Below are 12,359 nucleotides of genomic sequence, written 5' to 3' on the forward strand. Positions count from 1 at the left end.
GAAAGCATCGGCGCGGCCTTCCGGCACCCGCCTCGGTAAGCGTGTCGGGCAAGTGCTGGCCGAAGCCGCCGAGCCGATCAGCGATGCGCGCACCGGAAGGATCGAGGCCGAGGAGGACCCCACTGGCGAACTGGACCCTATCCTTACCGCCCTGCCTGCCGCGAGCGCGGCGGCGCGGCGGCTCCACCGCCAGCGGGCACGCTGATTCCGGCCGATTGGAGCACCATCAACACCAGTTGAAGTTCGGGCTTCGAGAGTTCGCCGAACGCTCCATTGCAGTGCCAGCGATGGAGATAGGCCGCCAACTTCGCCCGGTGCTGGATCGGGATGGTCGGGTCGCGCAGTTTGTCGAGTCCGCCGGGCACCATGGCCGCGACGCGGTTGCCGAGGGTGTATTCTACGCGGCGACGCTGCGCTGACCAAAATTCGGGGCGGTTCGCATGCCTCTGGCCGTCGGTGATCCCGCCATCGCCCCAGAGTTCGGCATCGCCCGGCGCTTCGTCCCACGGAATCGGTCGCCGCATGGCGGCGGTAAGACGGCGCGATGGCTGATGATCGGATGTGGCGGGTTGTTCGATGTGGTCCATGGCGCTCTCCGGGGGCGGCAATGCCCGCCAACCAGACGTAGGGCGACCTTCACGGCCGGGAAGGGAAGGGCACGCCATCATCATCGGCTTTCTTTGGAGTAATCCAAATGATTGGAAGGTAACGCGATGTAATATAAAAACGCGAAAGACTTTTTCATGAGATTACTGGTTCTATTATTGCAGCATCGAGGAAGTCGATGGAGTCGAAGTGATGAATCCCTTTGCCGATGATACCGACGCTCTTTTCGCCGCCGCCCGTAAGGCCGAGGTCTCCGATCTTCTCGCCGCCGCCCGTGAGGCCGCCAAGGCCAGAACAGCCGCTGCTCTCGCCGCCTTTGATCTGGACGCTCTCACTGTAATGGTTGCCGAGGCCAGAGCCGCTGCTGACAATGCCGTTCTCACTCCTCGCCGTCGTCGAAGGATTGCCGCCGTCATGGCCGCTGCTCCATCGGGGCCAGGTCTCATTTTGCCGTGGCCCGAATGGAGTAGCCGCCGCCCACCGACAGGTCTGCTGTCGGCGGCGGGATGGGATGTGGAAGGGCGAACGGTTCCGAAGGGAATGACACCCACTGCGTGGGCGTTCAAGACTCACGGATATACCCCAGAATGCTGGTTGCCGCTCTTCACGCTGGGTCAAACCTTTGCGACTTTCTACCGTCGCCGTCCGCCAGCGTATATGTCGGCCCACGAAAGGGTAGCGTGGGTCGCCGCCGAAAGCGTGCGCAAGGCGGCAAGCCGAGCCGAGCGTTTTGCAGTGAAAAGGGCTAATCGTGAAGCATTGAGGGGAGATTCACTGCTCCCGTTCCCGCCAAACCTTCCCGATCCATGATTTTAGCAAAGTAAGAAAATAGTCCTATATTGATATGGGGCGCGGCAGGCTCCTTCGTCGCGGCCAAGGCGCTCTCGGATGCACCGTGAGCGAATGTGCGAAGGGCGGCCCATGGAGGCCGCCCTTTTCGGTGCCGGAGGACGTCTTCACGCCGCCAGAAACCGGTCGCCTTCGGCCAGCACCAACTTGTCTCGCTCCAAGGCGGCGCGGGCTTCCCGGAAGGCCCGAGCCGGATTGGCACCGCCGACCGCGCCGGACGCCTTGGCCGCGTCCCGCCATTCGTCGCCGGTCAAGCCAGCCTCGCCGGCCGCCGCCAAAACGGCCAGAACCGCGCTCTGGTTCTTGCCCGCAGGCGCCGCGTCGGCGGGCGGTGCGGCACATTCACGCACCTCGCCTTCCAACACCGCGACCGGGGTCAAAATGGTGTCGCCATCCTCATCCGTGCCGAGGTTCTGGCTTTCCATCCGGAAGCCAAGAACCACTCCGTCCTTGCCGTCCTTCAACTTGCGGACATGAGTTTCCATCCCGCTTTCGGTCTTGCTCACCCGCAACACAAAGTCGGACGCGCCTTCGAGAACGCTGCTCCCGCGTAGTTCGTCGGATTCCTTGGGCGTGTGATGAATGATCACCACTGCACACTTGAAAGCCCGCCGAACCAGTTCGCCCGCCTCGACGAGCCGGGACATGTCCGCCTGGCGGTTTTCATCGCCGTCTCCGAAGCAACGGGCCAAGGTATCGAATACGACCATCTTGGGCGGCTCACCTTGGAAGCGATGGGCAATGTCGAGAACAAGCCTTTCGACCTTGCCGGCGTCCAGCAGGTCGATGGGATGGGGAAGAACTTGGACAGCGCCGAAGTTCCGCCAATCGCGGTCATGGAAAGCATGCCATGCCCGCAATCGGTTTTGTAGCCCGCGAGCGCCTTCCCCCGCGACGAAGGCGACGCCGCCTTGTACGGCCCGACGTCCGAAGCACGGCATGCCATGACCGATCGAAAGGGCCATGGCGAGGGCCAGAAAAGTCTTTCCGGCTCCCGGCTTGCCATAGATGACGCCGAGGCCATCGAGTGGGATGAGTCCTTTGACGAGCCAGTCGGCCTTAGGTAGGGCCATAATCTCATTGAGGGACATGAACCGGCTCTGGGGCCGGTAATCGGCCGACAGGGCCGAGTTGAGGTCAAGGTCTTGCGGGGCTTTGAACGGTCTTCGTTCGGTAGTCATGGTGCGCTCCTTCCGGTATCGCTTCGACTGGGGCGTCGAGGCAAAGCGGATATGGAAGCGAAGGGGCGAACCGAATCGCGGGGCGGCTATGCTCTGGCGGCATTTGGCCGCCGCTCGCCACGAGCCCATGTCCTACGGTTGATGTGGCGGAACGGTGGATACGGACGGACGGTTTCCCTAAGAAACCGTCCGTCCGTATCCACCGCCGAGCACTCGACATTACCCCTCCCGAAAAATGCGGCACTGGACAGAGGCCCAAGGGTGTAGCACACTCGATTTCAGACGGCGAAATGTTGTTCCTTTTCAATCCGTTGGGTTTGGATATCCAGAATCCCTCCCCCGGAGCCAGATCAGGCCGGAAACCATATGGTTTCCGGCCTTTTTCTTTGCGGTCATCCATCACATCTCCAATTCCGCGGCTGTTGAATTGATTTTGAAAAGCTCCAACCCAGGACTTTCGTTTTAATTCAATACTTACTAATATAGCGGCCGGTTTGCAGGGCCGGGCTGGCGCGCGCTATCCGCGGGTGTCAATCCCACGTTCAGGAGAGAATGCAGATGATTTCGGAAAAGGGTCTTCACCTCGGACGGCGTGATCTGTTGCGGTTCATGGGAGCGGGCGGCGTCGCCGTCAGTGCAGCACTCATTGGCCCGAAAATGGCCGGAGCCGCCCCCTCCCCGGTTTCCGCCAAGGGCGCGAGGATCGTCATCGTCGGCGCCGGAGCCGCGGGTCTATCCATGGCATCGCGTCTTGTTCAACGCCTGGATGGGGCAGCCATCACCATCATTGACAGCCGCAAAGCCCATTACTATCAACCGGGCTTCACCCTGGTGGCGGGCGGCATCAAGCCGAAGGATTATCCAGTCTCGACCACTGCGGAATACATGCCCAGGCACGTCACCTGGCTGGAAGAGGCCGTGGCCGAAATCGATCCCGATGGCAACAAGGTCGTCACCGCCTCGGGGAAACAGGTCCCCTACGACTTCCTGGTGGTGGCCGCTGGTCTGCATTTGGATTATGCCTCCATCGAGGGAATGGATGTCGCTCGGATCGGCCAGGATGGATTGGGCAGCATCTATGCCGGGCCTGAGGCCGCATTCGCCACCTGGGGTGCGATGTCGCAATTCGCCGATACGGGGGGAGTCGGCCTGTTCCTGCGCCCCAATACCGAAATGAAATGCGCGGGCGCGCCGCTGAAATACACCTTTATCACTGATGACCATCTTCGTCGGCGCGACAATCGCTCGAAGGCCGAGATCATCTATGCCGCCAACAACAAGGTGCTGTTCTCGGTTCCCATCGTGTCGGAGAAGGTCCGGATGCTGTTCCGCGACCGGGATGTCAAGGTCCGCTACGACCATATCCAGACGGGGATCGACCTGGGGCGCAAGGTCGCGACCTTCGCCACTCCATCGGGTCCCGCCGAGATCAAGTACGACTTCATCAACGTGGTCCCGCCCATGCGGGCCCCGGCCGCTGTCCGCAACAGCCCCTTGCGCTGGCAGGACGGCCCCTGGGCCTCGGACGGTTGGATGGAGGTGGATAAGGCCACCCTTCGCCACAAGCGCTATCCCAACGTCTTCGGCGTCGGTGACATCGCGGGGGTGCCGAAGGGCAAGACCGCCGCCAGCGTCAAGTGGATGGTTCCGGTGGCCGTGGACCATCTGGTGGCATCCCTTACCGGTGGTCAGACGACAAGTTCCTATAACGGCTATACGTCGTGCCCACTGATCACCCAGTTGGGGCGCGCCATGCTGGTGGAATTCGACTACGACAACAACCTTGTGCCTTCATTTCCGGGGGTGATCGCCCCGCTCGAGGAGTTGTGGATCACCTGGGTCATGAAGACCATGGCTTTGAAGCCCACCTATCTCACCATGCTGCGCGGCCAAGCGTAGAAGGAGCTAAGTATCATGAAGGATATGGATCCCTTTGTTTTCCTGGTTGTGTTCCAGGAAATGCTCGGACCGGTATTGTGGCTGTTGGTTGCCTTAGCCGTGTTCGGTCTGGCCGGATTCCTGATCGTCGTCCTGCGTGAAGGGAAGTTGGATAGTAAGCGACTGGTCCGCTCCGAACTGATCGGGCTGCTCGGCGGGGTGCTCGCCCTGGTCCTCGCCGCCAAATTCACCGTTTCAGGCTTTACTGATGCCGGTGGTCCGGTCGACTGGCTGCTGGTGGGGCTGATCTGGGGTATTGGCTTGGCCGGAACCACTATCCTCGCCTACGCCATCCAGGGACTGGCGCCTTGCCGCCGATGCGGCTGAATCTTAAATACATGGACAGAGTCGCACGTACGAAAGGAGTAGATTAGCACCCACATATTGGCCTAAAGTATGAGGCGCCTTGATATCGTTGTCGTGGCCCCTCTGAGGCCCCATCGGGGAACGATCATGAGACAGATCATCAAAAGGGCGGTGATGATCTCCGCCTTGATCCCGCTGCTGTTCATCCATGCGGCTTCGGCCACGGCATCGGATACGCCCCCCTTGCGAGTCATCCTGCTGCCCTATTCCAACACCGTGACCCTGATGAAGGTGCACCAGCCCTTACGCCTGCATCTTCAGGACAAGCTTCAGAGACCGGTCGAGTTGTTCACCTCTGCCGATTTCCCTGGCCATTTCGCCAATATTCGGCAAGGGGAGTTCGATTTGGCGGTGACCGGCCCCCATTTCGGCGCCTGGGCAGTGGAGCATGGTCATGTGGCGCTGTTGCGCTATCGCCCCAGCCTGTCGCCGGTCCTGGCGGTTCGGCGCGGCTCCGGCATTACCGGCCCCAATGATTTGCGGGGCAAGGTGGTGGTTCTGTCCAATCGACTGTCGACCTCGTCGCTGGGCGGAGAACATTGGCTGAGCGGCCAGGGCCTGATCGCGGGCAAGGACTATACTCTGAAGGTCAGCCCGACCCACACCTCGGCCATCATGGCGGTGACCATGGGCGAAGCCGATGCCGCCATCACCACCCATACCCCGATCCAACAGTCGCCCGAGGATATCCGCTCGAAGATTGCCGAGATCGTCAGCCCCATCTCCCTGCCCCACCTGTTCACGGTTGCCAACAGCCGTCTCGCGGCGGGAGAAGTGTCGGCCATCCGCGAAGCCTTGCTGAGTTTCGAGGCCAGTGACGCGGGCAAGGCTTTCTTCACCGAAACGGGCTACCTGGGATACACACCACTCTCCGTGACGGATATGGACGCCATGCGTCCTTACGTGGACATGTTCCTGCGTAATCTCGACCAGTAGCGGGAGCTACCATGCGGCCGTTGATCGAGGGCACCAATACCTTCCGCAATTCGCTGCGGTTCAAGCTGATCGTCGGAAGCGTGATTGTCGAGATGTGCATGTTGGCGCTGATGATCGGCAACAACCTGCGCCAGTCCAGCCTGCACCTGAACGGCCTGACCCGGGCCAGGACGGTGGAAATGGCGGAAACCTTTTCCATCGCCCTCGCCCCTCCCCTGGCAGCCCAGGATTATGCCAGTTTGCGCAGTTTGACGGATCGTCTGGCGGCGCTGCCCGATGTCACCTATCTGGCGGTGGTCGACCGCGGCGGCCACACATTGACGGCGTCCGGGCAGCTTCCAGCGAGCCTGCCCGAACCGAGCAGTTGGGTCGGAGACGACGCCAATGTCTTCCATGCCCGCACCGATCTAGAGCTCTATGGGCAGGTCTATGGCCGCCTGCATTACGGCCTGTCGCTGGAAGCGCTGCGCAGCGCGGAAAAAAGCCTGCTTCGGCAAGGCATCCTGATCGCCCTGGCCGAGATTTTTCTCACCGTCCTCGCCCTGTCTTCCATTACCGTCCTGCTGACCCAGCGCCTGGAAAACCTGACGCGGGCCAGTGTCCGTCTGGCGGCAGGCGACTATGACACCGTGGTGGGCATCAAGGGCAATGACGAGGTTGCGGCGCTGTCGGCCGCCTTCAACGCCATGAGCGTGGCCGTCAGAGAACAGTTCCAGCGTCTGGACGACAGCGCCGTGATCCTGCGCCGGTCAAACTCCGAACTCAGCCGCATGGCGGAAGTGATGGCCCACCACCTGCAGGAACCGCTGCGGCGAGTGGTCAGCTACGCTCAATTGCTGGAACGCCGCCACCAGCACGACCTTGACGCCGAATCCCGGGAATTCATCGGCTATGTGGTCGATGGCGCCATTCGCATGAAGCGGCTGTTGATCGATCTTCAAGCCTATGTGGCGGTGGACCTCAACCCCCGCGCCGGCGGCGGCTTGGCCGATCTTGGCCTTTGCGCCTCCCAGGCCGTGGCCGAGCTCCGCCAGCGTCTGGATGCGGCCTCGGCCCGCATCGAGATTGGCCCCTTGCCCTCGGTCCGGGGCAATGCCGAGCAATTGACCTCGATCTTTCTCCATTTGATCGACAATGCCATCGAACATGCCCGGCCGGGCCATCCTCCGGAAATTACCGTCACCGCCAGCCGGACCAATGGCAGTCATGTCATCGCCGTGCGTGACAACGGCCCAGGCATTCCCGTCATCTATCAAAAGCAGGTCTTCGGCCTGTTCGAGCGCCTGGAAGTGGAAGCGGCCGGCACCGGCATCGGCCTGGCCATGGTGCGCAAGATCGTGGAATGCCATGGCGGCCATGCCTGGATCGAGAACAACATCCCCCACGGCACCGCCGTCTGCTTCACCATTCCCAGCCTGGGCGAAGTCAGTTCCCCCGTAACCACCGCATCGAGCCAGCAGGCATGGCAGCAACGCTTCGCGTCACAGGGCCTGGATCCTCTCCTGGCCAGCGACCAGCGCATGCAGCAATTGCTGGTCCAGGCGGCACGATCCGAGGAGCGCTATCGAATCCTGCTGAAAACCGCCAGCGACGGCATCCATGTCCTGGATAGCAAAGGCAATCTGCTGGAGGCCAGCGACTCCTTCCTCGCCATGCTGGGCTACTCCCGTCAGGAAGCCATCGGCATGAACGTCTCCGATTGGGATGCCAGCAACTCCGCCGAAGCCCTTGCCAACGAGTTGCTGCCGTCGCTGCTGGGTGGTCCCACGATCTTCGAAACCCGCCACCGCCGCCGCGACGGCACAATTCTGGACGTCGAGATCAATTCTCGCCCTGTCGATCTTGACGGGGTCCGTTACCTTTATGCCTCTTCGCGCGTCATCAGCGACCGGAAGCGGGCCGCCGAGCAGTTGCGCGCCGCCAATGCCAGGCTGCGGCTGGTTCTGGAAACCGCCGCGGAAGGCATTTTCGGCATCGACGATGAAAGCCGGATCATTTTCGCCAATCCCGCCACCGCCACCATCCTGGGATGGCCGTCCCCGGACTCCTTCATTGCCCGCAAGTCCTACGAAGCCATTGGCCATTTCCTCACCGATGGCCAGGAATGCACCCACGGTGTCTGCGCCATTCGGGCCACTCTGGTGGATGGCCAGACCCGGCGCGTCGCCAATGAATGCTTCACCGGTCCATCGGGCAGGCACATCCCGGTGGAATACGTGGTCTCGCCGGTGGTGGTCGAGAACTTCACTATCGGCGCCGTGGTGGTCTTCCACGACATCACCGAACGCCGCAGCCTGGAACAGGAACTGGAAAGGTCCAACGCCCGGCTGGAGCAGTTCGCCTACGCGGTGTCCCACGATCTGCGCCAGCCCCTGAGGACCGTGACATCCTACCTGACCCTGCTGGGCAGACGTCTGGGAGACCGCCTGGGCAGCGACGAGCAGGAGTTCATGAGCTTCGCCGTGGAGGGCGCCAGGCACATGGACCAGCTGATCATCGGGATCCTGGACTATTCCAGAATCGGAAGTGGCTCGGCGGCGGAGCCCGTATCCCTGCAAGACTGCGTCGACCAGGCCATCGAGAATCTCTCGGCCGAGATCGACGCCAATGACGCCATCATCACGGTTGCGCCCGGCTTGCCCATCATGGCCGGACATCACTTGGAACTGATGCGCCTGTTCCAGAACCTGATCGGCAATGCCATCAAATACCACTCGCCGGAACGGGCGCCGGAGATCGCCATCGACTGGCGCAAGAACTCACACGGCATGACGATCGAGGTTTCCGATAACGGCATCGGCATCGCGCCTGCCGACCGGGAAAAGGCCTTCGGCATCTTCCAGCGCCTGGTGGGCCAGGGCGAGGTGCCGGGGACTGGGATCGGCTTGGCCATATGCCGCAAGATCGTTGAACACCATGGCGGCACCATCCGGATCGAGTCCAGGGATGGACCGGGATGCCGGTTCGTCATGGACTTCCCGGAACAGCGGCCATAGCCGGACAAGGCCCTATTTGTAGAGCCCCACATAGACAATGACGTTACGGCCGGGGACATTCTTCACGAAGGTCAGCTTGGGCTGGATGGTGTTGGTGGCGGGATTGAGCCAGTGATACTGGACCCAACCCTCGCCCATGCCCCGGGCGGTGGCGATGATTTCCTGCACCAGCAGCTTACCCTCGGCGTCCTTGACGTTCAGGACGGACTTGCCTTCGTTCTTGGGATTGGGCGGATAGATCAGCCAAGTGCCGTTGTAATCGATGACATTGACGTAGATCTCACCGAACTTGAACTCTCCATCCGGATGGAACCGCTCGCGCGCACGGTCGAGCCCGAGAGTCTCCACCACGGCTGCCGCCTTCATGGTCAGATCCTTGACCTGTGGCGCGGTGGGCTTGTCAGCCGCCTGGGCCGTGACGCTCCCCCCTACCAGCACCAGAAGGACAATGGACAGCACTCGGATCATGAAAAACACTCCGCTCAGGTAGAAAATCCCAGTTCCAGTAAGGTCGCGGCCAACCGATCACGGGACATGGGCTTGGACAGGACGGTATCGAAGCCCCCTTCCCTCAGGCTGGCGACTTCTTCCGGCATGGCGTGGGCGGTATAGGCCACCACCTTGACCGCATCGCCGCCCAACTTTTCCAGGCGGATCCGACGGCAGACCTCCTGCCCGCTCATGGTCGGCATGCTGACATCCAGCAGGATCAGGTCCACGGCATTGGCCGCGAGATAGGTCAAGGCCGCCTCGCCGCAATCGGCCTCGGCCACCGTCCAACCGCCCTTGCCCAGCAGGCGGGTGGCCAAGATCCGGTTCACATCGTTATCGTCCACCACCAGTGCCCGTCTCATATCCCCTCCAACTTCCCTGCGTCCGATTCAATCAGGCACGCCGTTCCACCGGCAGGGTGAAATGGAAGGTGGTGCCCTGCCCCACCACCGACTCCACCCCGATGCGTCCGCCCAACAGTTCCACGAGATGGGTCGCCAAGGTCAAGCCCAATCCGGTGCCACTGTGCGACCGGGTCAGGAAGGAATCCACCTGCCGGAACTTCTCGAAAATCGCGCCCAGCATATTCTCGGGTATGCCCGGCCCGGTATCGGTCACCGAGAAGCGGATGAAGTCACCATCCAGTTCCGCCCCCAGGCGGATTTCCCCTTTCTCGGTGAACTTGACCGCATTGTTGAGCAGATTATGCAGAATCTGCCGCAGGCGGAGCGGATCGGTGGGCACCACCGCCGGAACATCCGCCGCGATATCGGCGACAAAGGCGACGCCCTTGCCAGCGGTCACGGGCTGATGCACCGCCGCCACCTCGTTGACCAGGGTCGACAGGTCCACCGGCTGGATATTCAGGGTCATGGCGCCGGCCTCGATCTTGGCAATATCCAGGATGGAGTTGACCAGTTCCAGCAGATGGCGGCTGCTGCGCTCGATGATATCGGCGTTTTCACGGGTTTCGTCATCGGCGGCTTCATCCCGGATCAGTTCCGAGAAGCCAATGATGCCGTTCAGCGGCGTCCTGAGTTCGTGGCTCATATTGGCCAGGAATTCGCTCTTCATGCGGCTGGCTTCCTCGGCCCGGTTCTTGGCATCCTGCAGGGTCGCGATGGAGTCCTGGACGCTGTCCGCCATATGGTTGAGCGAATCGGCCAGGACCGCCATCTCGTCATGACCGTGCACGGGCAGGCGGTGGCCAAGTTCGCCGTCACGGAAGCGCTTGATGCCATCCACCATGGCGGTGATGCGCCGGGTCAGGAACGACGCCATCCATACGGCGATGCCCACCACGATCACGGTCATCAGCACCGTGGACACGCTGAGCTGACGGGCCATGTCGGTGACCTGGGTCGAAATCAGCGCCATGACGCTGTCCAGATTGGCCTGAAGCTCCATGTCGCGCTGGGCCACCAACTGGTCGGTGTCCTGCTTGGCCTTGGTGGCGGCGGCGTGGAAGTCATCCACATTGGCGCCAATGGTCACGAAGCCGAAGCCGCGCGGCGATTTGGCATAGGGGCCGGTGTAATAGGGAATGGTGGCGGCGGTGGTCAGCTTCCACAGCCCGCTCCAGAAGATTTCAAACGATCCGGAACCGCCCTGGCTGGTCAAATCCATCCAGCCGGTGCATTGCGGCGCGTGATTGAGATAGCGGCAGTCCAGACCCAGCTTCCCGGCCTTGACCAGATCCACCGATCCCTTCTTCTTCAGCGACTGCTGATCGAAGGTCGGCGCCGAGGCCAGGAACTCGGTGATGGATTTCCCGCTGTCCTTCCAGCCCTTGTAAAGCTCGGCGTCCAGCCAGGGAATCTCGGGATTGCCGGTCTCGGGATCGTAACCGGTGATGAAATAGTGGCGGGGATGGACGACGGAGCGGCCCTTGTAGTCCCAGATGAAGGCGTAATTGCCCGACGCCGCGTCGGGAATGGGGGAATACCGATCCGTGGTCGGCATGATGTGATCGGTGAATTCCATCAGGTGGTCATGGTCCATGGCCAGAGTCACCCACCCGATGATCCGACCATTGCGCTCCACCGGCGTGGCCCAGCGCACCAGCCCCTGGAAGCGACGCCCCGCCGGGTTCTCGGTTCCCGCGAAGGCCGCCTTTTCCGGCTCGAAGGGAATGTTCTTGGCCTGGGCCGTCTTGGGAGTGAAGGGACCGATCACGGGCGAAGAGACATAGGCGCCGATCACGTCCGACACATGGATTTCACCGGGCTTCAGCGCCTTCAGCGCCTCGAAATAGGTTTCGGCCTTGATGAAGGTGTTCTCGCGCTTGGAGATATCGCGCAATTCCGGCGACATCAGCGCAGAGGTGGTGACCTTGACCTGTTCGCGCCCATCCAGGCCGACAAAGGTCATTTCGAGGAACAGCGGCTTTTCGACCACGTTGCCCACTCCGCTGGGCGGGCGGTAGTTGAAATTCTTGCGGTTGTCCTCGGTGCTGGCCTGGACCTGGGGCAGGTCGTAGCGGGGGGTCGCTTCCGGCCCAGGCACCCAGGCCGATCCATCCGGCGAGACGGACCAGGAGAAGTGGCGTTCCACCGGACGCTGGCGGGCGACCAGGAATTGACGATAAGCCTCGGACGAAGGGGCCAGTTGGGCCGCCGACAGCGCATCCTTGTCACGGTCGTACAGAAACATGGCCACGGCACGGGCGGTGTCGGTGGTCAGGCGTTCGAGCGCTTCCCTGGCGGAATCGTCCAAGGCCTTGATGGCCGAGGCGGTGGTGCCATTGGCCACCAGTTCGGTGGTTTCGCGCATGTTGCGGGTCATGCCGACCACGCTTTCCGACACCCGCTCCGCCAGCCAGTTCTGCCCCCGCCAGGCGAACAGCGCCAGAACCAGCAAGGGTATGACCTTGATCACCACGAAGATCAGGATGAGCTTGGCTCTGATCCCAAAACTGCCTTGGGTCACCATGTCGTTCCCACCCCTGTCTTGTCATTATCGCCCACTGCGAATCGCCAGGGGCTTATAACCCATT

The 12,359-nt window shown here is 61.9% G+C and carries 10 protein-coding genes; 5 read left to right on the forward strand and 5 right to left on the reverse strand.

The annotated features are described in order from the left end of the window. Positions 1-143 precede the first annotated feature (143 nt). Positions 144-587: a hypothetical protein gene (locus A6A04_RS18495; RefSeq protein ID WP_068495502.1), complete on the reverse strand. Its 444-nt coding sequence runs from the start codon at positions 585-587 to the stop codon at positions 144-146. A gap of 211 nt (positions 588-798) precedes the next feature. On the opposite strand from A6A04_RS18495, the gene A6A04_RS22535 reads away from it, so the two are divergent. Further along, the gene (locus A6A04_RS22535; RefSeq protein WP_156612690.1) at positions 799-1,416 is read left to right on the forward strand and encodes a hypothetical protein; all 618 of its coding nucleotides are present in this window, start codon (positions 799-801) and stop codon (positions 1,414-1,416) included. Between the two features lie 146 nt (positions 1,417-1,562). Here the strand turns inward: A6A04_RS22535 and A6A04_RS18500 are convergent, their stop codons facing one another. Next, complete coding sequence (locus A6A04_RS18500) at positions 1,563-2,636, reverse strand: AAA family ATPase (RefSeq protein ID WP_068495503.1); 1,074 nt, start codon at positions 2,634-2,636, stop codon at positions 1,563-1,565. A 558-nt stretch (positions 2,637-3,194) separates the two neighbouring features. Here A6A04_RS18500 and A6A04_RS18505 point away from each other — a divergent pair. The 4 genes from A6A04_RS18505 to A6A04_RS18520 all read left to right on the forward strand — a co-directional run bounded on the left by A6A04_RS18505 (position 3,195) and on the right by A6A04_RS18520 (position 8,872). Beyond that, positions 3,195-4,535 carry an NAD(P)/FAD-dependent oxidoreductase gene (locus A6A04_RS18505; RefSeq protein ID WP_172822820.1) on the forward strand — a complete coding sequence of 447 codons (1,341 nt, stop codon included), beginning with the start codon at positions 3,195-3,197 and terminating at the stop codon, positions 4,533-4,535. A 15-nt stretch (positions 4,536-4,550) separates the two neighbouring features. Further along, on the forward strand, positions 4,551-4,901 hold the full coding sequence (locus A6A04_RS18510) for a DUF5368 domain-containing protein (protein ID WP_068495505.1): 351 nt from the start codon (positions 4,551-4,553) through the stop codon (positions 4,899-4,901). 126 nt (positions 4,902-5,027) lie between these two features. After that, the gene (locus tag A6A04_RS18515) at positions 5,028-5,876 is read left to right on the forward strand and encodes a phosphate/phosphite/phosphonate ABC transporter substrate-binding protein (protein WP_172822821.1); all 849 of its coding nucleotides are present in this window, start codon (positions 5,028-5,030) and stop codon (positions 5,874-5,876) included. 11 nt (positions 5,877-5,887) lie between these two features. Beyond that, entirely contained in the window at positions 5,888-8,872 is a 2,985-nt protein-coding gene (locus A6A04_RS18520) for a sensor histidine kinase (protein WP_068495506.1), read from the forward strand. Between the two features lie 12 nt (positions 8,873-8,884). Here the strand turns inward: A6A04_RS18520 and A6A04_RS18525 are convergent, their stop codons facing one another. The 3 genes from A6A04_RS18525 to A6A04_RS18535 are packed head-to-tail and all read right to left on the reverse strand — an operon-like array spanning position 8,885 to position 12,295. Next, the gene (locus A6A04_RS18525) at positions 8,885-9,340 is read right to left on the reverse strand and encodes a cache domain-containing protein (protein ID WP_068495507.1); all 456 of its coding nucleotides are present in this window, start codon (positions 9,338-9,340) and stop codon (positions 8,885-8,887) included. A gap of 14 nt (positions 9,341-9,354) precedes the next feature. Next, on the reverse strand, positions 9,355-9,726 hold the full coding sequence (locus A6A04_RS18530) for a response regulator (protein ID WP_068495508.1): 372 nt from the start codon (positions 9,724-9,726) through the stop codon (positions 9,355-9,357). Between the two features lie 31 nt (positions 9,727-9,757). Next, positions 9,758-12,295, reverse strand: coding sequence for a sensor histidine kinase (locus tag A6A04_RS18535; protein WP_068495509.1), 2,538 nt, complete (start codon positions 12,293-12,295; stop codon positions 9,758-9,760). Positions 12,296-12,359 lie beyond the last annotated feature (64 nt).

Origin of the sequence: Paramagnetospirillum marisnigri (genome assembly GCF_001650715.1) — a bacterium.
Classification (GTDB): Bacteria; Pseudomonadota; Alphaproteobacteria; order Rhodospirillales; family Magnetospirillaceae; genus Phaeospirillum; species Phaeospirillum marisnigri.

Coding starts and splice junctions, on each gene's coding strand:
- A6A04_RS18505 (WP_172822820.1), top strand. CDS start 3,195: ATGATTTCGGAAAAGGGTCTTCACCTCGGACGGCGTGATCTGTTGCGG.
- A6A04_RS18525 (WP_068495507.1), bottom strand. CDS start 9,340: ATGATCCGAGTGCTGTCCATTGTCCTTCTGGTGCTGGTAGGGGGGAGC.
- A6A04_RS18510 (WP_068495505.1), top strand. CDS start 4,551: ATGAAGGATATGGATCCCTTTGTTTTCCTGGTTGTGTTCCAGGAAATG.
- A6A04_RS18520 (WP_068495506.1), top strand. CDS start 5,888: ATGCGGCCGTTGATCGAGGGCACCAATACCTTCCGCAATTCGCTGCGG.
- A6A04_RS18500 (WP_068495503.1), bottom strand. CDS start 2,636: ATGACTACCGAACGAAGACCGTTCAAAGCCCCGCAAGACCTTGACCTC.
- A6A04_RS18530 (WP_068495508.1), bottom strand. CDS start 9,726: ATGAGACGGGCACTGGTGGTGGACGATAACGATGTGAACCGGATCTTG.
- A6A04_RS22535 (WP_156612690.1), top strand. CDS start 799: ATGAATCCCTTTGCCGATGATACCGACGCTCTTTTCGCCGCCGCCCGT.
- A6A04_RS18495 (WP_068495502.1), bottom strand. CDS start 587: ATGGACCACATCGAACAACCCGCCACATCCGATCATCAGCCATCGCGC.
- A6A04_RS18535 (WP_068495509.1), bottom strand. CDS start 12,295: ATGGTGACCCAAGGCAGTTTTGGGATCAGAGCCAAGCTCATCCTGATC.
- A6A04_RS18515 (WP_172822821.1), top strand. CDS start 5,028: ATGAGACAGATCATCAAAAGGGCGGTGATGATCTCCGCCTTGATCCCG.